The organism is Leifsonia sp. NPDC014704, from assembly GCF_043083605.1.
GTDB lineage: Bacteria > Actinomycetota > Actinomycetes > Actinomycetales > Microbacteriaceae > Leifsonia.
On the sequence record NZ_JBIBYW010000003.1, the window covers coordinates 1 to 19,773 of the forward strand.

The 19,773-nt window shown below is 69.9% G+C and carries 22 protein-coding genes; 16 read left to right on the forward strand and 6 right to left on the reverse strand.

Translation table 11 applies throughout. The features are described from left to right. Nucleotides 1-301: 301 nt before the first annotated feature. The 5 genes from ACF1AJ_RS19035 to ACF1AJ_RS19055 form a co-directional block, all read right to left on the reverse strand. Nucleotides 302-682: a hypothetical protein gene (locus ACF1AJ_RS19035; RefSeq protein WP_301220695.1), complete on the reverse strand. Its 381-nt coding sequence runs from the start codon at nt 680-682 to the stop codon at nt 302-304. 280 nt (nt 683-962) lie between these two features. Continuing rightward, nucleotides 963-2,243, reverse strand: coding sequence for a saccharopine dehydrogenase family protein (locus ACF1AJ_RS19040; protein ID WP_301220696.1), 1,281 nt, complete (start codon nt 2,241-2,243; stop codon nt 963-965). Nucleotides 2,244-2,245: 2 nt separating this feature from the next. Continuing rightward, nucleotides 2,246-3,244 (reverse strand): carbohydrate kinase family protein, encoded by a 999-nt coding sequence (locus ACF1AJ_RS19045; RefSeq protein ID WP_301220697.1) that lies wholly within the window; start codon nt 3,242-3,244, stop codon nt 2,246-2,248. Beyond that, nucleotides 3,220-3,546: a hypothetical protein gene (locus ACF1AJ_RS19050; RefSeq protein ID WP_301220698.1), complete on the reverse strand. Its 327-nt coding sequence runs from the start codon at nt 3,544-3,546 to the stop codon at nt 3,220-3,222. The genes ACF1AJ_RS19045 and ACF1AJ_RS19050 overlap by 25 nt, the downstream gene beginning before the upstream one ends. Then, the gene (locus tag ACF1AJ_RS19055) at nt 3,546-4,454 is read right to left on the reverse strand and encodes an SIS domain-containing protein (protein WP_301220699.1); all 909 of its coding nucleotides are present in this window, start codon (nt 4,452-4,454) and stop codon (nt 3,546-3,548) included. Before ACF1AJ_RS19055 ends, ACF1AJ_RS19050 begins: the two co-directional genes overlap by 1 nt. A gap of 172 nt (nt 4,455-4,626) precedes the next feature. Here ACF1AJ_RS19055 and ACF1AJ_RS19060 point away from each other — a divergent pair, with 172 nt between their 5' ends. From ACF1AJ_RS19060 to ACF1AJ_RS19095, 8 genes are read left to right on the forward strand one after another with little or no spacing between them, the layout of a single operon-like run. After that, a complete protein-coding gene (locus ACF1AJ_RS19060) occupies nt 4,627-5,937 on the forward strand; it encodes a sugar ABC transporter substrate-binding protein (RefSeq protein WP_301220700.1) in 1,311 nt (436 codons plus the stop codon). Next, entirely contained in the window at nt 5,937-6,881 is a 945-nt protein-coding gene (locus tag ACF1AJ_RS19065) for a carbohydrate ABC transporter permease (protein WP_301220701.1), read from the forward strand. Before ACF1AJ_RS19060 ends, ACF1AJ_RS19065 begins: the two co-directional genes overlap by 1 nt. Before the next feature lie 8 nt (nt 6,882-6,889). Next, the gene (locus ACF1AJ_RS19070; RefSeq protein WP_301220702.1) at nt 6,890-7,801 is read left to right on the forward strand and encodes a carbohydrate ABC transporter permease; all 912 of its coding nucleotides are present in this window, start codon (nt 6,890-6,892) and stop codon (nt 7,799-7,801) included. Continuing rightward, nucleotides 7,798-8,811, forward strand: coding sequence for a D-2-hydroxyacid dehydrogenase (locus ACF1AJ_RS19075; protein WP_301220703.1), 1,014 nt, complete (start codon nt 7,798-7,800; stop codon nt 8,809-8,811). The genes ACF1AJ_RS19070 and ACF1AJ_RS19075 overlap by 4 nt, the downstream gene beginning before the upstream one ends. Beyond that, nucleotides 8,795-9,574, forward strand: a complete 780-nt coding sequence (locus ACF1AJ_RS19080; RefSeq protein WP_301220704.1) for a DeoR/GlpR family DNA-binding transcription regulator — start codon at nt 8,795-8,797, stop codon at nt 9,572-9,574. The genes ACF1AJ_RS19075 and ACF1AJ_RS19080 overlap by 17 nt, the downstream gene beginning before the upstream one ends. Beyond that, nucleotides 9,568-10,398 (forward strand): class II fructose-bisphosphate aldolase, encoded by an 831-nt coding sequence (locus ACF1AJ_RS19085; protein ID WP_301220705.1) that lies wholly within the window; start codon nt 9,568-9,570, stop codon nt 10,396-10,398. Before ACF1AJ_RS19080 ends, ACF1AJ_RS19085 begins: the two co-directional genes overlap by 7 nt. 15 nt (nt 10,399-10,413) lie before the next feature. Next, the gene (locus ACF1AJ_RS19090) at nt 10,414-10,773 is read left to right on the forward strand and encodes a hypothetical protein (RefSeq protein WP_301220706.1); all 360 of its coding nucleotides are present in this window, start codon (nt 10,414-10,416) and stop codon (nt 10,771-10,773) included. Continuing rightward, entirely contained in the window at nt 10,770-11,450 is a 681-nt protein-coding gene (locus ACF1AJ_RS19095) for a polysaccharide deacetylase family protein (protein ID WP_301220707.1), read from the forward strand. The genes ACF1AJ_RS19090 and ACF1AJ_RS19095 overlap by 4 nt, the downstream gene beginning before the upstream one ends. 15 nt (nt 11,451-11,465) lie before the next feature. On the opposite strand, the gene ACF1AJ_RS19100 is transcribed toward ACF1AJ_RS19095, so the two are convergent. Continuing rightward, nucleotides 11,466-12,173, reverse strand: coding sequence for a hypothetical protein (locus ACF1AJ_RS19100; RefSeq protein WP_301220708.1), 708 nt, complete (start codon nt 12,171-12,173; stop codon nt 11,466-11,468). A gap of 68 nt (nt 12,174-12,241) precedes the next feature. On the opposite strand from ACF1AJ_RS19100, the gene ACF1AJ_RS19105 reads away from it, so the two are divergent. From ACF1AJ_RS19105 to ACF1AJ_RS19140, 8 genes are all read left to right on the forward strand, one after another. Beyond that, nucleotides 12,242-13,081 (forward strand): fumarylacetoacetate hydrolase family protein, encoded by an 840-nt coding sequence (locus tag ACF1AJ_RS19105; protein ID WP_301220709.1) that lies wholly within the window; start codon nt 12,242-12,244, stop codon nt 13,079-13,081. Nucleotides 13,082-13,101: 20 nt separating this feature from the next. Further along, nucleotides 13,102-14,469, forward strand: a complete 1,368-nt coding sequence (locus tag ACF1AJ_RS19110) for a hypothetical protein (RefSeq protein ID WP_301220710.1) — start codon at nt 13,102-13,104, stop codon at nt 14,467-14,469. Further along, nucleotides 14,466-16,229 (forward strand): IlvD/Edd family dehydratase, encoded by a 1,764-nt coding sequence (locus ACF1AJ_RS19115; protein WP_301220711.1) that lies wholly within the window; start codon nt 14,466-14,468, stop codon nt 16,227-16,229. Before ACF1AJ_RS19110 ends, ACF1AJ_RS19115 begins: the two co-directional genes overlap by 4 nt. 5 nt (nt 16,230-16,234) lie before the next feature. Continuing rightward, nucleotides 16,235-16,711, forward strand: a complete 477-nt coding sequence (locus tag ACF1AJ_RS19120; protein ID WP_301220712.1) for a hypothetical protein — start codon at nt 16,235-16,237, stop codon at nt 16,709-16,711. After that, nucleotides 16,708-17,259, forward strand: coding sequence for a PfkB family carbohydrate kinase (locus ACF1AJ_RS19125; RefSeq protein ID WP_391508792.1), 552 nt, complete (start codon nt 16,708-16,710; stop codon nt 17,257-17,259). The genes ACF1AJ_RS19120 and ACF1AJ_RS19125 overlap by 4 nt, the downstream gene beginning before the upstream one ends. Further along, nucleotides 17,256-17,645, forward strand: coding sequence for a PfkB family carbohydrate kinase (locus ACF1AJ_RS19130; RefSeq protein ID WP_391508793.1), 390 nt, complete (start codon nt 17,256-17,258; stop codon nt 17,643-17,645). Before ACF1AJ_RS19125 ends, ACF1AJ_RS19130 begins: the two co-directional genes overlap by 4 nt. Before the next feature lie 282 nt (nt 17,646-17,927). Next, on the forward strand, nt 17,928-19,280 hold the full coding sequence (locus ACF1AJ_RS19135; protein ID WP_301220714.1) for a hypothetical protein: 1,353 nt from the start codon (nt 17,928-17,930) through the stop codon (nt 19,278-19,280). Then, nucleotides 19,281-19,773, forward strand: a 493-nt coding sequence (locus ACF1AJ_RS19140) for a hypothetical protein (protein ID WP_391508794.1), incomplete at its 3' end; no start/stop codon positions are given. It lies immediately after the preceding gene.

Genomic DNA, 19,773 nt, shown 5'->3' on the forward strand with positions numbered 1-19,773 from the left:
ATGGATGGCGTAGGAACCTCCGTCGTCGGGAGATCTCGACGTCTATCTGCGGACCGACGCGCCCGGCCGACCTACACCCTCATCTGGGAAGAGCCAGCAAACGCGCACTCGGGCGTCTCAGCGAGATAGTACGTACGGCCCAGGGTGTCGAAGCGTCCCCATTCCTGTCGGTGCACATCCGGAGTCCGAAGCGGCGCAGACGGCTGCTTCCACCGAGCCGTTGCTACATGGAACCCCACCGCTTGATCGACGGGGATCAGACGCAGCCCGGATATGGTGCAGATGCGTGGTTCCGCCGGCGTCATTCGTCGACGTCGCCGTCGATGAAGGCCTGCGCCGCTCGGCGCACGTCAGCATGACGGTCTTCGCGGATGGCCATGATCGGCGTGCTCTCGCCCAGCAATGGGTTCCCGCCGATGAACCAGCGACGGGCGATGTCCCGGCCTTCTTCCTCCTGCAGCGCCGTCCAGATCTGGTGCGCGAATTGGAGGCGATTCCACGCGTCCGGCCGCGGCATCCCGCCGCCAGACTTGGCCCAATCGTTGGGCTGCTGCCGACTCTTGACCCCGGCCAGAGCCGCCACGAGTGTCGCTCCGAGCGCGTCGTTCAGTTGGCGCACGATTTCGTGCTCATCGATCCTGTTGGTACTGCGGTGCAGACCCGAAGGTGTCAGGGTGGCCATGTCCCAAGACTACCCAGCATTGACTCCTACGTGTCAAAAAACGCTGTAAAAAGTGACAGAAAAGTTACGCTGGTAATATTCCTCGCGTCAGCTGAGGGAGCTTGGATGCTCTCTTCGACGCCCGGAGTCGGGTGAGCCCTCAGGCATTGGGGGCATCTCGCACCCCGCACATCGGTCCCGCAGGCGCAGCAGCTCGCCGAGCAGATGCATCGCCTCCAGAGCCAGCCAGATAGTGAGCTCCGGCCTGGGCCGCATTGTGCGAACCCCGTGACGCAGATCCCTACCGAGAGGGGATGCGCTCCTCGAGACCCCACGCCTGCCCGTAGCCGCCGTCCGCCTCCGGCCGGGCCATTAGCTCCAAGAACGGACCGGCGGGAAAGGCCTCCGGACCGAGCACGCCCGCGCCCGACCACGCACCGGTGGCGAGCAGTTCCAACGCGATCACGGGGTTGAGGGCGGTCTGCCAGACGACGCACTGCGCGTCGTACTCGCGCATCGTCCACTCGTTGTCGGCGACGTGGTAGAGGTAGACCTCCCGCGGCGCGCCATCGGTGCCAGTGCCGGTGACCCAGAGGCCGGCGCATGTCTTGCCAGTCATCCGGGGGCCGATGCCGGCGGGGTCGGGTAACGCCGCGGCGACCACGTCGCGCGGCGCGACTTCGACCGGGCCGGAGGCGCTGCGGACGCGGAGCGGCGCGGTCGAGTCGAGGCCGAGCAGGTGCAGCGTCTTGAGCACGCCGATGAACTCCTCGCCGAGCCCGTACTTGAAGGTGACGCGGCGGGCGTCCACCCACCTGGGCATCAGGAGGACCTCCTCGTGCTCCACGTTCACGCACTCGACGGCGCCGATCCCCTCCGGGAACTCGAAGACCTCCGGCTCGCTGAACGGCGCGGTGGTGAACCAGCCGCGGTCCTTCTCCCACACGACGGGAGGGTTGAGGCACTCCTCGATGGTGGTCCAGATCGAGAACGACGGCGCGAAGATCTCGTTGCCGTCGTCGTCGCGGACCACCAGGTTGGCGCCGTCGCGGGTGCCCAGCTCGTCGATCTCGCGGAACAGCTCGTCGGCGGCGTACCGGGCGAAGACGTCCGAGAGGCCCGGCTCCACGCCGATGCCGACCAGGGCCAGGCGGCCGCCGGCCTCCCAGTCGTCCGCCTCGGCGAACTGGGCGTCGCCGAGCTTCACGCCGGGCTGCGAGTACGGGTCGGTCGCGTGCGGGTGCGAGAGGCTCATGGCCATGTCCAAGTAGTCGGCCCCGGCGTCCCTGGCTCCGGCGAAGATGGCCTCCACGAACTTCGGTTCCACCGCGTTCATCACGTGGGTGGCGCGGTGCTCGCGGGCGACCGCGGCGACCGAGGCCGGGTCGGAGGCGTCGATCCGGGCCGCGATGAAGCGCGCGGCGACCTCGTCGCCGTGCCGTGCGCGGATCCAGTCGACGGCGGCCTGTGCACGCGCCGGGTCGTAGTCGCTCACGACGATGAGTTCGTAGAACGCCCGGCGTGCGGCGATCTTGGCGATGGCGTTCCCGACGCCGCCGGCGCCGATGAGCAGGATACGCATGGTCAGTCTCCGTTCTGCGCGACGGTCAGCGTCGCGGCGAGCGAGCGGGCGGTGTCCCACCCTGGTTGGGCGCCGACGCCGCCGGGTCCGCGCGTGGAGGCGGAGCCGCAGGAGACGGCGATGGCGAGGCTGCGGCCTGTCGGCTCACCCCGCAGGCGCGCGGAGACGAAGCCGGCGGCGAGGGTATCGCCGGCGCCGACCGTGTCGATGAGAGCGCCGGGCACCGCGGGGATGCCGCAGGAGAGCACGCGGAGGCCGGAACCGATCCGTTCCCACGCCTGCGCGCCGGCGGGACCGAGCTTGCGAACCACGATCGCACCCTCCGGCATCCGGTCGAGGAGCAGACGCACCGCGGAGGCGGCGTCGTCGTCCCTGGCGATGCCGCACAGCTCGGCATCGTTGCCGAAGAGGACGTCGACCTCGGCCAGGGCGTCGAGCACGCCGCTGTCCCAATCCTGGGAGGGGTCGAAATTGCCGTCGAGCGAGGTGGACAGTCCGAGTGCGCGGGCGCGGGCGAACAGCGCGCGGGCGTCGGGCTGGAGCGCGGTCTGCAGGAAGTAGGAGCCGACGTGCAGGTGGCGCGCGGTGCGCAGCACCGCATCCGGGGCATCGTCCGCGCTGACCGTTCCGATCGAGCCGAGCGATGTGAGGATGGCGCGGTCGCCGTCCGGCCGGGTCAGGTGGGTGGAGGCGCCGGTCGGGAGTGTGGCGTCGACGCGGATGAGTGCGGTGCCGACTCCCAGGCGCCGGAGCTCGGCGTCGAGGAATCGCCCGAACGTGTCGTCTCCCCGCACGCTGATCAGGCGCGTGCCGGTGCCCAGTGCCGCTGCACCGCACGCGGTGATCGCCGACGAGCTGCCCATCGTGAGCGTCGTCGCCGGGACGAGCTGCTCGTGCTGCCCGAAGCGGATCTCGTCGTCGACCGGGATGATGAGGTCAACGCAGAGCTCGCCGAGGACGAGCAGCTCGGATCCGTTCAGCGGTTCAGCGGCAGCGCCCACTCGGTCCACACTCCTTCGATCGCGACACCGTTCGTCTCTCCCCAGGCAATGATGGCGTGTTCCGCGGCCGCCAGGGCGGCGCGCATGGCCTCCTCGCCGCGGTCCGAGCCGTGCACGGTGAGGAGGGGCCACCACGTCGCCAGTGGGCCGCGGCCGCTCACGGCGGCGGAGCGCACCGGTGTCGTCAGGGCGATCACGTCGCCCTGCGCGAGGCCGAGGGTGTCCGCGACTGCATCGGCCACGCGCGAGAGCAGCGCGGCCTCCGCGGAATGCGGGAGGATCGCGACGGTCACCAGCGGCATCAGCTGGTGGTCAGCACGGAGCGGTTGAGATACGGCGGGGTGTCGGGGTTGCGCCCGAGGTGCAGCGCGAGCGCCAGCGCGAGGCGGTGTACGAGGACGAGGTTCGCCTGGGGGTCCAGGTCGTTCACGTATACCTCGGCGCCGGTCGAGCGGATGTCGTCGGCGACCACGTCGGGGAGCTCGTCGAGCGCCCACACCAGGGTGCCCTGCCCGGCGCACGAGATCGGGCCGTGCTGGTACTCCCAGACCGGGTAGGACTCCGTCCAGAAACCGGCGGACTCCCGCACCTTCAGGGCCGCCTCGTAAGCGAGGCCGACGCTCCAGCGGTGGCCGAGGAACACGATGTGGCGCAGGTCGGAGGGGTCGGCGGGGAGGGGCAGCTCCAGTGCAGCCCGCCCGTCGGCCACCAGCGTGTCGGGGACGGCGCCGATGGACGCGCGCAGCGTGGTCAGGCCGGTGGTCGCGTAGCGGGTCTGCACGATCGACTTCTCGTCGGCGAAGCCCAGGTGCACGGTCCGGTCGGCGAGCAGTTCGCCGAGCGGGGTGTCCACGTCGCCGAGGATGCCGGTGATGCGGTGGGTGGCGCCGTAGCGGCGCACCACGTCGATGACGTCGGCCGTGGTCCCGGAGCGGGAGATCACGACGATGTGCTCGTCGTCGTCGACCCAGGTGAGCTCCGTCGGGATGGCGGCGCGCGTGCGCCCGAGCCCGGCGTCGTTGCGCAGGTACGCGTAGGCGTCGCCGATGTAGTACGAGGTGCCGCACCCGATGACGAGCGCTTTCTCGCCGGCGGCGGGGAGGAGCGCGAGCTGCGCTGTGGGGAGCTGGAGAGCCGCCGCCCAGACCTCGGGCTGGCTCGTGAGCTCGGCGCGGGTGACGGCGCCGGCGTCAGAGGCGTATTCGTTCATACTTGTGTTCCTTGGTCGGTGAGCGAGCTCGAACAATCTGAGCAAATTCAATCAGAAATGAGCAGAGTATGGAAGTTCTTGACTAATTGATGTTGTTTGTTGAATACTGCCGGAAACCACTCTGGCGCAGCGAAGCACCGGCTGTCGCCACGATCACGAAGGAGATCGCAGCGTGAAATTCAGCAAGAGGAGGGCCACGGCCCTCGTCGGGGTCGCTCTCGCCTCGGCGCTCGCGCTCGCGGGCTGTTCCGGCTTCGGCGGCGGCAGCGGCTCCGGGGGCGACTCGGCCTCCGGAAACCTCACGTTCACCACCTGGGCGAGCAAGTCCGAGGAGGCTTCGTTCAAGAAGCTGGTGAAGCAGTTCGAGTCCGAGCACAAGGGCGCGACGGTCAAGCTCAACGTCGTCCCGTACGAGCAGATGTTCTCCAACATCGACGCGCAGCTGTCGTCGGGGGATGCACCGGACGTCTTCCGCGTCGACTACGGCAACCTCGGTGTCTACTCGAGCCAGGACCAGCTCCTCGACCTCAGTAGCTACTTCAGCAAGAGCGAGATCAGCGCGTTCCAGCCTGCGATGTGGCAGGCGGTCTCGTACGACGGCAAGCCGTACGGCGTCCCGCACCAGACCGACGTGTCGGCCCTGCTGGTCAACCTCGACATGCTGAAGCAGGCGGGCATCGACACCTCCACCCTCCCGAAGACGCAGAAGGACGCGTGGACCTGGGACCAGTTCGCCGACGTCGCCGCCAAGCTGCGCGCCTCCCTCCCCGCCGACAAGTACCCGTTCGTCTACAACTGGCAGCAGGCGGGCGCCGCGCGCTGGCTGAGCTGGCTGTTCCAGGCCAACGGGAAGCTGATCGACGCGGACGGCAAGACCCCGGCGATCGACTCCGCCGCGGGCACCAAGGCCCTCGACTTCACCAAGTCGTTCTTCGAGAAGCAGTGGGTGCCGCCGACGAGCTCGGTGAAGTCGTCCACGTACGCCGACTCCCTCTTCTCCGAGGGCACCGCCGCGATGGGCTTCCTCGGCTCGTTCCTCGTGCCGGACATGGCGAACCTCGCCAAGTTCGACTGGACCGCCATCCCGATGCCGAAGGACGAGCGCGGCGCCACCGACCTGGGCGGCAACGCACTGGTCGCGACCAAGGCGACCAAGAACCCGAAGCTCGCCGCCGAGTTCCTGAAGTTCATGGTGCAGGCGGACAGCATGTCGGCCTTCTGCGCCGCGACCAACGAGCTGCCCACCCGGACGGACCTCGGCGGCGACAAGATCGCCTACGCCGTGCGGCCGGACGTCATGCCCGCGTTCGTCGACCAGGCCACGACCATCGAGCCGAGCGACGTGAAGCAGCTGACCTCGCCGGCCATGTCGGCCATCAACACCGCCCTGCAGGACCAGCTCGACGCCGCCTTCATCGGCGGCCAGTCCACGAAGGACACGCTCGCGAAGCTGTCCGACGCGGTGAAGGAAGCAACGAAGTAATGTCCACCATGACCGCCCGCGGGCGGCGCGACGGCACCATCGCGTCGAGCCGCCCCCGGGCGGCGCGCCGCGCCGCCCGGTTCAAGGAGTCGCTCGTCGGCTGGGGGTTCCTCGGCCCCAACCTCGTGCTGATGGCGATCTTCCTGTTCCTGCCGATCCTCTGGGCGCTGCAGTTGTCCTTCCAGGAGACGAAGGGGTTCGGCACGCCGGAGTGGGTCGGCTGGGACAACTACGTCCGGCTGATCTCCGATCCGGTTTTCTGGCAGAGCATGTGGAATACCCTCGTGTTCACGGTGCTCACGGTCCCGATCGACCTGGCGGCTGGTCTCGGCCTGGCCGTGCTGCTCAACTCGGTGCTGCCGGCGCGTGGCGTCTTCCGCACGATCATCGTGCTGCCGATGGTCATCTCCGGGGTCGCCTCCGGCATGATCGCGATGATCATCTTCTACGAGTCCAGCGGCCTCCTGAACAAGATCCTCAGCGCGCTCGGTCTGAGCCCGGTGGCGTGGCAGTCGCAGGGCGTGCCGGCGATGATCTCGGTGGTCATCGTGGCCATCTGGTTGCGCGTCGGCTTCAACATGATTATCTACCTGGCCGGCCTGCAGTCGATCTCGCCCGAGCTCTACGAGGCGGCACGGATCGACGGCGCGAGCCGCTGGCAACAGTTCCGGAGGCTGACGGTCCCGCTGGTCGGCCCGTCCACGTTCTTCCTCCTGATCATGAACGTGATTGCGTCGTTCCAGGTGTTCGACCTCATCTTCGTGATGACCGGCGGGGGCCCGGGCAACGCCACTTCGGTGCTGGTCACGTACGCGTACCGCAACGGCTTCCAGATCCGGGAGCAGGGCTACGGCGCCGCCATCGGCATCGTCATCCTGCTCATCACGCTCGCCTTCACGTTCGTGCAGTGGAAGACGAGCCGGACCCGCGACCTGGTGGAGTAGGAGAGACCATGACCGACAACTCAGGCGTCCTGCTCGAGGTGGCGACCGCTGTCGACGAGCCCGCCCATACCCCGCGCCGCCCGGCCCGCCGCCGCGGCTCCGACGAGGCAAGGAAGGGGATGGGCTGGCGCATGCTGATTGCGGTCGTCGTGTCGGCGATCGTCATCTTCCCGCTGTACTGGATGTGCGTGGTGGCGTTCTCGCCCCGGGGGGAGGTGTTCGAGCCGGGCTTGCATCTGTGGCCGAGCACGTTCACCCTCGAGAACTTCGTGAATGTGCTCACCGAGTACCCGGTGTTCACCTGGTTCGGGAACTCGGCCGTCATCGGCATCTTCGTCACGGTGTTCACCGTCACGGTGAACCTGCTCGCAGGCTACGCGTTCGCCCGGCTCCGCTTCCGCGGCCGCAACGCCGTCTTCATCCTGGCGCTGGCGACCATGATGATCCCGGTGCAGGCGATCATGGTCGCGCAGTTCAAGCTGGTCGCTGGCCTCGGGATCTTCGGAACGTACTGGGGCGTCATCCTCCCTGGCGCGGCCGCCGCCTTCGGAATCTTCCTCTCGCGGCAGTTCTTCATCGGCATCCCGGACGAGATCGTGGAGGCGGCGCGGATCGACGGCGCCGGGCACGTCCGCATCTTCCTGCAGGTGGTGCTGCCGCTGTGCAAGCCGCTGATCGCGGTGCTGGTGCTGCTCACCCTGCTGGGCAGCTGGAACGACTTCGGGTGGCCGCTGATCGCCCTCAAGGACAACGACCTCTTCACCCTCCCGATCGGGATGCTGTACCTGAAGAACCAGACCGCCCCGGACTACAACTCGATCATGGCGCTGGCCCTGATCTCCGTGCTGCCGATGGTCGTCCTCTTCCTCGCCTTCCAGCGCTACTTCGTCCAGGGCTTCGCCCGAACAGGAATCAAATGACCGTCACCTATCTGTCCACCCTGCCGCTCCCGGATGCCTGGTTCGCCGAGCTCACCGCCCGGCTTCCTGAGGTCGAGGTGCACCGACTGACTCCGGCGGAGGCGGCCGCGGCCCCCGCGGATCTGCTCCGCCGCGTCGATCTGCTGCACACGACCGCGTGGTTCCCGGAGCCGGAGCAGGTGCCGGCGCTCCGCTGCGTGCAGCTCGACACCTCCGGTGTCGACCACGTGCGCGAGACCCGGCTGTGGGCGAGCGCCGTGCCGTTCGCGACGCTCGGCGGCATCGCGCCGGTGCCGATGGCGGAGTACGCGATGATGGCCGTCCTGGAGCTGGCGCACCGGATGCCGCTGATCGTGCGGCACAGGAACGACCGCAGCTGGCCGGATCCGGCCGAACGCCTGGCAACCCTCACGCCCCGGCAGCTCGCCGGCTCCACGCTGGGCATCATCGGCTACGGCCGCATCGGCCGCGAGATCTCGCGGCTGGCGAGCGTGTTCGGGATGGACGTGCTCGGCCTCAGCCGCACCGGCGTGCCCAATGCGGCGCAGGCCAAGTTCGACACCGGCCGGCAGACCGCCGACGGCGACCGCGCGCAGGTGCTGCCGATGGACCGGCTCGACGAGGTGCTGACGCGCAGCGACATCCTCGTGGTGGTCGTCCCGCTCACCGAGCTGACGCGTGGGATGATCGGGGCGCGGGAGCTGGACCTGCTGCCGCCCGGTGCGCTGGTGATCAACATCGCGCGCGGGGGGATCGTGGACGAGGCGGCACTGCTCGAGCGGCTGCGCGACGGAAGGATCGGTGGTGCCGCCGTGGACGTCTTCGACGACGAGCCGCTGCCTCCCGACTCCGTCTGGTGGTCGGAGCCCAACGCGCTGGTCACCCCGCACGTCGCAGGTCTCGCCCCGCAGTACCATGCCCAGACCCTCGACCTGGTGGTCGAGAACCTGACCAGGCTCGCCGACGGGCGGCCGATCGTGAATGAGGTGGACCGTGTCTCAGGCTACTGAACCGTTGCTCGGACCGAAGCGGCAGCGCGAGCTGCTCAACTACATCCGCGCGTACGGCACGGGCTCGGTGAACGAGATGGCGCGCCTGCTCGGGGTGAGCACGTCCACGGTCCGCCGCGACCTCAACGACCTGCAGGAGCGCGGGCTGATCGAGCGCATCCACGGAGGCGCCGCACCGCTCTCCGATGACGTGGAGCCGTTGCGCCCCCTGCGCGAGATCGCCTTCGCCGAGGAGAAGCGCCGGATCGGCCAGGCCGCCTCCGCGCACGTGGCTGACAACTCCACCATCCTGATCACCGGCGGCACGACCACCGAGTCGATGCTGCCGTATCTCGGTGCCGTCCGCGGCCTGACGGTCGTGACCAACAGTCTGATGGTGGTCAACCGGCTGGCGCAGTACCCGGACCTGGAGATCATCGTGCTCGGCGGGCTCCTGCGCCGCACCGAGATGAGCCTCCTCGGGCACCTCACGATCGCGGGCCTCGGCGAGTTCGGCATCGACCAGGTCTACTCGGGCGCCTTCGGGATCGACCCGGAGATCGGCGTCACCGGGACGAACCTCAGCGAGACGCAGACCGACCGCTCGCTCGCCTCGTCCGCCCCGAAGCTGATCATGCTCGCCGACCACAGCAAGCTCGCGCAGCGCGGACCGGCGCGCCTTGTCCCGATCAGCGCGATCGACACGCTCATCGTCGACGACGGCGCAGAGGCGGAGGCGCTGGAGCGTTTCCGCGCGGCCGGCGTCACCGTCGAGACATGCTGAGCGGCCCCCGAGAGCTCCTCGCACCGGGCTCGGTCCTGCCCGCCGTCGCCGCCTTCAACGTCATCACCCTCGAGTTCGCCGAGGGGATCGTCGCGGGTGCGGAGGCCGCAGGGCTGCCGGTGCTGCTGTCTGTGAGCCACAACGCGATCCGCTTCCACGGCGGACTGGACCCGATCGGCTCCGCCTGCCTCGCGCTCGCTCGCGCGGCGGAGGTCCCGGTCGGGCTGCACCTCGACCACTGCGAGGATCCGGCGCTGGTGGAGGCCGCCGCAGCACTCGGGTTCACCTCCGCCATGTTCGACGCCTCCACGCTGCCCTATGCGGACAACGTCGCGGAGACCGCCCGGGTCGCCGCGCTCGGCCAGCGGGCCGGCCTGTGGATCGAGGCGGAGCTCGGCGAGATCGGCGGCAAGGACGGCGCGCACGCCTTCGGCGTGAGGACCGACCCGGCCGAGGCCGCCGCCTTCGCCGCGGCCACCGGCGTCGACGGCCTGGCCGTCGCGGTCGGCACCTCCCATGCGATGCGGGAGCGCACCGCGGCGCCCGACCTCGACCTGATCCGGCGGCTCCGAGAGGCGGTGCCCGTCCCGCTCGTGCTGCACGGCTCCTCCGGCGTCCCGGATGCGGGGATCCGGGACGCGGTCAACGCGGGCATACGCAAGGTCAACGTCGGCACCGCGCTCTCGGCCGCCTACAGCTCCGCCGTCGCCGCCGCACTCGGCGGCGCCGCGGACCCCCGACCGGCGATCGCCTCCGGGCGCGACGCGATCGCCTCCACCGTCCAAGGTCTGCTGCTCGCCGTCTCGGCGCCCGTGGCCGTCTGAAAGGAGACCATCCCCATGTCCGCAACCGTGAGCGGCCCCAGCTCGCACGAAGGGGAGCCCTCGCCGGCAGCGCTGCTCGCCGCCGGCGACATCGTCGGCCTGATGCGCGCGTGCCACGACCGCCGGCTAGAGCGGGAGGGCATCCCGATGGTCCTCGGGCTCGCCGACGAGCGCCGGGCGATCCCGGCGTCCCCCGAGGGAGCGCAGCTGAGTGAGGGCCGCGCCTTCGCCGACGTGTTCGACCGCTACTCCGCCGCCCTCGTCCCGTGGGCGCGCGATGAGGACGAGGGTGCGGTCATCACCGCCATGCAGGTGCTGGCGTTCACGAACTTCGCGCCCGGTGCGGCGCCCATCCAGGAAGGGGACGCCCGATGACCCGGCCGTCGTTCACCGCGCAGCGCGAGCAGCTGCGTCGCGGCCACTTCATCCGCGTGGTCAACTACCACTCCACCCCGCGCGTCGCCCGCGACGAGCTCGCCCGGGAGCTGGCCGGCTTCGCCCGCGACTACGCGACGGTCACCCTCGACGACCTCGACCGGCTGTTCGAGACCGGCACCTGGCACAAGGACAAGCCGGGCCTCATCCCGGTGTTCTACGAGGGCTACCGGAACTCGGCGACCGTGGCCGCGCCGCTGTGCGACGAGCTGGGGATCACCGGGTGGTTCCCGATCGCCACGTCGTTCGTCGACTGCGACCCGGAGCACCAGGAGGCCTTCGCCCGCGCCCACTGGATCTCGCTGGTCGAGGAGGACACGAAGGGCGGACGCATCGCCATGGACTGGGACGAGGTCGCCGACCTCAGCGCCCGGCACGTCGTGTTCCCCCACACCGCCCACCACGAGGGCTTCGACACGGTGCTGTCGGACGACGACATCGAACGCGAGGTCGTCGGGGCGAAGCGGCAGCTGGAGGCGGTAACGGGCCAGGAGGCGCCGGCCTTCGTCTGGCTGCACGGTTCCTCGTACGGGCAGAGCCCCCGCCACGACGAGGCGGTCCGCTCAGCCGGATACCGCTATCAGTTCGCGAACACGATGATCCACCGCGTCAACTGAGTCGAAGCCCCGGTCTCACGCGTCCGTCGCGGGGGACCGGGGTACCCCAAGGTGGTGGAGGCGTCCGGAAGGGTCGCGCCAGATCACCTCGACGGTCCCGCCGGCACGGGTGGACGGTGCCGATCGCAGGGTGTCCACGGCGACCGCGGCCGGATCGACGCCCGCCGAAATCAGCAGCGCGAGATCTGCAGCGGGGTCGGCGGCCGCGAACGCGGAACGCGTCTCGCGCCAGCTGCGGGCGGGGTAGCCGTTCGGCGTCGAGAGGAGGTGCCGAGTGCGCCCGCCCTCGTCCGTCAGTTCGAGCAAGACACTCCCGTCGTGGTGCACCGCGCGGAAGGACGAGGCGGCCGTGGCGACCGGGCCGGGCCGCCGCTGGAAGCCCGCGCGGGGCGACCAGTACCAGCTCTCTAACACGCCGTCGGCGCGGAGTGCGAGCGCTTCGAGGTGGTCGGGTCCGAGCGGCGACTGCGCGATCCAGGCGTCGCGGTACCCGACGCCGTGGGCGAAGGCCAAGCCGCTGCTCCACGTGCCGGGCGGGACATCGGGCGCCGCAGGCGGGTCCGACTCCCGGTCGGCGTTGAACCAGAACACCCAGAGGCCGTCCTTCTGGTCGCAGGCGATGAGCTCGAGGTTGCCGCGGGCGCCGTAGACGCCCTGCGCAACGGTCGCGCCCCCGGCCGTGCGCTGCGCCGGGTCCACCGCGGCGACTTGTTCTGAAAGCATGTGCTTATTCTTGCTCATTTCTGCTCGCTTGTGACAGGATTGTGAAGGATCAGCTTCGAAGGAGAGACATGAGAATCGCACGAGCCCTCATCGAGGGCACGCCCCGCGTGGTCGTCGCCCGCGGCACCGACGTCCGCCTCGCGCCCGGGACGATCACCGACGCGCTCAGCGCCATCGCCGCGACCGCCGCTGGCGAGGCGGACGCCTGGCCCACCATCACGGACGAGGCTGGCCTCCAACTCCTCGCCCCCGTCGCCCAGCCGGGCAAGATGATCGCCGTCGGCCTCAACTACGCCGACCACACCAGCGAGACCGGCTTCACGCAGCCGGAGCGACCGCTCACCTTCGCCAAGTACACCAGCTCGATCGTAGGACCGACCGCCGACATCGTCGTCCCGGCGCAAGTCACCAGCCAGGTCGACTACGAGGCGGAGCTCACCCTCCTCATCGGCCGGCGCTGCGGCGGCTACACCCCCGCAACGCTCGACGACGTGGCGGGCTACACCGTCGCCAACGACGTCTCTGCCCGCGACGTGCAATTCGCCGACGTCCAGTGGAGCCGCGGGAAGTCGTTCGACACCTTCACCCCGCTCGGCCCCTGGCTGGTGACCCCGGACGAGTTCGGGGATGCCCACGGCCACCGCATCAGCACCACCGTCAACGGCGAGCTGCTGCAGGACGACGATACGGGCGCGATGATCTTCGACATCCCCGCCCTCCTCGCCTTCATCTCGGACGGCGTCACCCTGGAGCCGGGCGACCTCATCCTTACCGGCACCCCGGCCGGCGCCGGCGCGTTCCGGCAGCCCGCACGCTACCTTCAGGACGGCGATGTCGTCGCCTGCGGCGTCGAGGGCATCGGCGAGCTGCGCAACCGCGTGGTGTTCCGGGCCCGCGCCGCGGCCTGACGGACAGGACAGGAGGAACGATGACCAGCAGAGACCGTGTGCTCGTCCTGATCGGGGCGGGATCCGCCGTCTTCACCCGTGGACTCCTCGCCGACCTGATCGGCGCGGACGATCTGGGGTCGTGGGAGATCCGACTCGTCGACGTCGACCCGGTCGCCCTCGACGTGGCGACCCGGCTGGCCGAGGCGATGGTGACGGCGCGCGGGGCCGGCGACAGCATCCGCGTCACCAGCAGCACCGACCGCCGTGCGGTCCTCCCAGGCGCGGACTTCATCGTCACGTGCGTGGGCGTCGGTGGCCGGCCGGCGTGGCAGCGCGACCATGAGATCGTGCAGCGCCACGGTGTCTTCCAGCCGGTCGGCGACTCGATCATGCCCGGCGGCATCTCGCGGCTGCTCCGCACGACGCCGGTCCTGGTGGAGGTTGCGCGCGACATCGCCGAGCTCGCGCCGGACGCCTTCTTCTTCAACTACTCCAACCCGATGACCGCCAACGTGCAGGCCATCCACCAGGAGACCGGCCTCGACGTGGTGGGCCTCTGTCACGGGATGCACCACATCCAGCGCGAGCTCGCCCAGCTCATCGACGCTCCCTTCGAGCGCACCTCGACGCTGTACGCGGGGATCAACCACCTCACGTTCATCTACGACTTCCGCCTCGACGGCGAGGACGCGTGGCCGCTCATCCGTGAGCGCGTGCGGCGCGAGCTGGCCCAGGCGCCGGACCCGGGCGACATCGGCAACATCTTCTACGAGAAGCCGACCGCCTGGCACAACCCGTTCGCGTGGGAGCTGTTCGAGCGCTACGGTGCGTTCGCGGCGGCCGGGGACCGTCACGTCGTCGAGTTCTTCCCCGAGCGGTTCGCATCGGGCGACTACTACGGCAAGAAGCTGGGCGTCGACGCCTTCTCCCTTCCGGAGATCCTGGAGTGGGGCGAGGACCGGTATCAGGGGATGAAGCGCCAGGCGCTCGGCGAGGAGCCGCTCGACCAGAGCGTCTTCGAGCGCAGCGGCGGCGAGCAGGAGCAGCTGATCGCGATCATCCGCTCGATCACCTTCGACTCGCGCGAGATGTTCAGCTGCAACGTCGTCAATCGCGGTCTGGTGCCGGGGCTGCCGGACTGGTCGGCGGTGGAGATCCCCGGTGTCGCCACCGCCCGCGGTGTCCGGCCGGTGCTCGTGCCCGACCTCGGGAAGCCGCTCACGGCCATCCTGAGCCGCCGCCTGTCGTCGGTGGACATCGCGGTGGAGGCCGCGCTCACCGGTGACCGCGACCTCGTCGTGGAGGCGATGATCGCCGACGGCGCCGTCCTCGACGCCGACCGCGCGGCTGCGCTGACCGACGACCTGCTAGCGGAGCAGGCCCGCTTCCTGTCGAGGTTCGCATGAGCGCGCGGAACCTGGGCAAGGAGGAGCGGGAGGCGGCAACCGGATCCGGTCTGCGCAGCCAGCAGTGGTTCGGCGCCGAGGGCAAGACGGGCTTCATGCACCGCTCCTGGCTGCGCAGCGAGGGCCTCCCGGACGACAGCTTCCGCGGGCGCCCGGTCATCGGCATCGCCAACTCGTGGAGCGAGCTGACGAGCTGCAACATCCATCTGCGTGCGCTGGCCGAGCATGTGAAGCGGGGCATCTGGCAGGCCGGCGGGGTGCCGTTCGAGTTCCCGACCACGTCCGCGGGCGAGCCACTGGTTCGCCCGACCGCGATGCTGCTGCGCAATCTGATCGCGATGGATCTGGAGGAGACGCTCCGGGCCAACCCGCTGGACGGTGTAGTGCTGCTCGCCGGCTGCGACAAGACGACGCCTGCGTACCTGATGGGTGCGGCCTCCGTCGACCTTCCCACGCTGCTGCTCACCGGCGGTCCCATGCTGAACGGTAAGTACCGGGGGTCGGACATCGGCTCCGGGACGTCGGTGTGGCGCTTCACCGAGGCGTACCGCGCCGGGCAGATCGGCGCGGACGAGGTCGCCGAGGCCGAGGGCTGCATGGCGCGCAGCCAGGGGCACTGCATGACGATGGGGACCGCGTCGACCCTGGCGTGCATCTCCGAGTACATGGGGATGCAGCTGCCGGGGACCGCCGCCCTTCCTGCGAACGACTCGCGCCGGGCGACCGCCGCGCACCTCGCCGGACGGCGGATCGTCGAGATGGTGGAGGAGGACCTCCGCCCGTCCGCCATCCTCACGCGCGAGGCGTTCGAGAACGGCGTCCGCGCCAACGCGGCACTCGGCGGCTCGACGAACGCGGTCATCCACCTGCTCGCCCTCGCCCGCCGCGTCGGCGTCGAGCTGACGCTCGAGGACTTCGACACACTGGTCCGGGATGTGCCGGTGCTGGCCGACCTGATGCCGAGCGGGCGCTTCCTGATGGAGGACTTCGAGTACGCCGGTGGCACCGCGGGCTTCGCGGAGACCCTCGGCGACCTGCTGCACCGCGACACGCTGACCGTGACCGGCCGCACCCTCGGCGAGAACTACACGGGCGCCGAGGTGTACGACCGTGAGGTGATCCGCGCGCTCGACAACCCGGTGAAGCCGGCCGGCTCCGGCATCGCGGTGCTGCGCGGCAACCTGGCGCCGCGCGGCGCGGTCATCAAGCAGTCGGCCGCATCCCCGGCGCTCATGTCTCACCGCGGCCGGGCGCTGGTGTGGGATGCGCTCACCGACTACCTGCGCGACGCGGACGATCCCGAACTGGACGTCTCTGCCGACGACATCCTCATCGTCCGCAACGTCGGCCCGCGCGGCTACCCGGGCATGCCCGAGGTCGGCAACCTGCCGCTGCCGCGGAAGCTGCTGGAGGCCGGGGTGGAGGACATGGTCCGCATCTCCGACGCCCGCATGAGCGGCACCTCGTACGGCACGGTGGTGCTGCACGTCGTGCCGGAGGCGGCGGCGGGCGGACCGCTGGCGCTCGTCCGCAGCGGCGACATCGTCGCGCTCGACGTGCCCTCCCGTTCGCTCACCCTCGAGGTGGACGACGCGGAGCTGGACGCGCGGCGCGCGGCGTGGGCGCCCCGGCAGGTGCCGGGGAGCGAGCGCGGCTGGACCCGGCTCTACGTCGAGCACGTCACCCAGGCCGACGAAGGTGCCGACCTAGACTTCCTGCAGGGCGGCAGCGGCGCGGCCGTAGGCCCGCAGGCATTCTGATCGACATGGCCGTCCACACCCTGGTCGTCGGAGCCTCCGGCATCCTCGCGCCACTGGCGGCGATGCTCGTCGCCACGGGCGACGACGTCACCGGGATCGCCCGCACCCGTCCCGCCCCGGACGGCGCGCACACGATCCTCCTGGATGCGACCTCCGTCGCGGCGGTCACCGAGGCGATCGGGAAAGCGCGGTGGGACCGCGCGGTCGTCTACGCGCCCGCCGTCTCACCGGAGTCGCTGCCGACGCTGACGCGGGCGGTGGGCGGACGGGTCGTGCTGATCCGCACATCGTCGGCGGCGGATCTTGTCCACCGCGAGCCGGCGATCCGGCCGGACGTGCTGCAGCTCGGCTGGACGACAGGGCCGGACGACGGGACGCGCTGGCACACGCCCGAGGAGGTCTCTGCCGCTGCGCTCGAGGTACTGCGCGACGGCCGCGGACGTGTCCTCGGGCGCATCCGCCCCTGGGAGGAGCGGCCGTGATCCTCGCTCTCGCGCTGTCCCCGAGTGTCGACGTTACGTACGAGGTGGCCGCCGTGAAGCCGCAGGCCGTCAACCGCGTGCAGCGCGCCACGAAGGTCGCAGGCGGCAAGGCGCTGAACGCGGCGCGCGCGGCCGCGGCGCTCGGCGCCTCCGTGCGCGCGGTGATCCCGCTCGGCGGCGAACCCGGCGCATGGATCGCCCGCGAACTGCAGCGCGACGGCGTCGACGCCACGGTGGTGCCGCTCGAGGCGGAGACCCGGACGTGCGTCGCCGTGGTGGCCGACGACGGCGCGGCGAGCTCGACCGACTTCTACGAGCCGGCGACGCCGTTGTCCTCCGACGCCTGGGCGGGCATCGTGGCCGCGGTGGAGGCCGCCCTCACGGACGCGCTGCCCGCCTGGCTGCTGGTCTCCGGCTCCGTCCCGCCCGGCATCGGACTGCGCGACCTGGCGCGGCTGCTGGACCAGGCCCGGGCTGCCGGGGTGCGGACGGCGTCGACTCGTCCGGCGAAGGCCTGCGCGCGCTCGTCGGCTCGGCCGACCTGGTGAAGGTCAACCGCGCGGAGGCGGCCGAACTGCTCGGCGCAGACGTCCCGGCGGAGGAGGCGGCACGCGCCCTCGCCGTCCGCTGGGCATGCGACGCTGTGGTGACCGACGGCGTGCGCCCCGGCGCGGCGGTATTCGGAGGAAAAGCTCACCGACTCGTCGCGCCCACGCTGACCGGCCGCTATCCGGCCGGCAGCGGCGACGCATTCCTGGGCGGCCTCGTGGCGGCACTCGCCGCCCACAAGACCGTCGATGCCGCCCTGCACGTCGCCACGGCGGCCGCCGAGGCGAATGCGGCCGTCCCCGGGCAAGGCCGCCTTGTGCACCCCACGGGCACGGGCGGCGATGACGACCTGGTTCGAGGGCGCCGTTGCCCCGTCGCCGGCTAGTCGAGCACAAGGTTCGCCCGTGCGAGCAGCACGTCCACGATTTCGATCAACTCTTCGCGTACGTTGTCCGGGAACTCGTCCGGCAGCCTGCGGCGGCGGGACGGCTTTCCGGCGAGCACATCGACTGCCAGGTTCCAACGGAGCGTGATCGCCGCATTCGCACTTCGGCTGATCTCGAATGTGCGTAAAAATGATCGCTGATAATAATTATTATGTCATGTTTGCATTAGTCAACTATTAAAATCATGGCGCGATGGCGTTGAAGTGCGCTACTCTCCACCCATGACAGATCGTTCGGAAGTCGACGTCGTCCGAATCAAGCTCGGTTCCGACAAGCCCGCACCCCAGCCCGACGCGTTGGGACGGGATCGCATCGGCTTTGCCCACGGCCTGCCCACGGCCGAGTTGTGGGAACGAGGCCGAGGCGTGTGGCGTGCCCGACTGGACAAGGTCTCCGACGCGCAGCTGCTGCTGATCGCCTCCGGCGGCATCGTCGTGATGGCCGGAAGCATCAGCGGGGTGACGTTCCACGACGGCCGCGTCGCGATCACCGGCCTCCCAGACCCCACCCATCCTCTGATCGGTCAGCGCGATCCGCTGGACAACAGCTCAGCCAACCCCGTCGCGTACGGCAGGCTCGAAACCGCGCCAGCGCGACACCCGTCACAGCGTGCACTCTCCGAGGTGCTCAACGACGCCATCGCGACCCTCACCGAAGCCGGCAGGCAGCGTCGACCGCGCCTGCACCAGACTCCGTCCGGACGATTGGAACCGCACCCGACGGAATCTGACCCTGTTGACTGGGCCGAGTTCGTCACACTCGCTCTAGCGGGTGCCGCGGCCAACCTCGGCGGTATCGAACGCGCACTCGCTGGACGCCCCGGATCGTGGGAAGCGGCCAAAGTAGAGGACCTGCTGTACGCGACCGTCGGGACCGAGCCATCGGACCTCTGGCGACACCGCACCGAGCCGGTGCGGGTGGTTGTCGACGTTGACGAGATCCTCGCCACCAGAACCGACGCCTTGTCACAGTATGACGACGCGGAGCAGGCGATCGACGCCCAAGTGGAACAGGCGGAGAAGGCAGACCCGGCACCCGATCCGGCATCCTACGGGTGGGTGTACGAGGTCACTGGCCCCAATGAGCTCACTTCGGCGGACCCTGCAGCCCCACCGTGGTCTTGGGAGGCATGGCGCTCATTCCAGGACACCGAATGGGGTGAGTGGACCGACCGGATCGAACGCGACATACGAGCAGGCGACACCTCGTGGCGCTCGCTCCTCATCCCCTTCTCCCCCGAGGCGGGAGCCGAATACAAGCGGCTCTCCGATGCACGTGAGTCACGACTCGACCGAATCCGACACCAATTCGAGCAGCTGGACGCGCAAAAGCGGCGCGAGTGGGATACCTACGGAGAAGCGATAGCGCGTGCCGTCGAGGCCGGTGCCCTGGCCGTCCCCGGGCTCCAAGCCCCAGTCGAGGTGACCCTGGGGTCGGACCCTGCCTTGCCCATGGTGGAGCACCTGATCGACCCACTAGCGGAGCAGCTACTCGACGCGGCCATCGCCGCAACGCTCTCGCCGGCCGACCTCCCCGGCACCCCGCTCGCGCGGCTGGCTGAGGAGGCGCGGTAGATGTCCGAGATCGGATCGACCTCTCCCCCCGTCCCCGTCCGAGACCGCGCGAGTCGCCGCCGTGTCAACCGCATCACCATCGACGCATACTTGCTGGCCGCCCAGAAGGAGTGCGAGCGCAAGGCGCGCAAGACAGGCGGCCGTCTCAGAGACGTATCCAGGCTCGATCGTGCGCTCATCACTCCGTCGACCGTCATCTCGACGTGGATCGCGAGCACTCAAGGCGTGTTGTACCTGCTCAGATCGGGCGAGGCCACGGTCCAGATCAGGCGTCGACACCAGCTCGTGGCCGTCGCGCTGCGATTTGTGCTGCCACTTCTTGTCCCCGGGCTCGTCCTGGACGCGCTGATGTTTGTCGCGCCGTCGACGTACGCGCTCTTGACGGTCCTGCTGCTCGTCTACGGGCTGGCCGTTCTCCTGGCGATGGCCGCGGTGATCGCATGCACCTTGGTGCGTGTGCTCTGGATGAGGCAACTTCGCCCCAAGCGTGCCC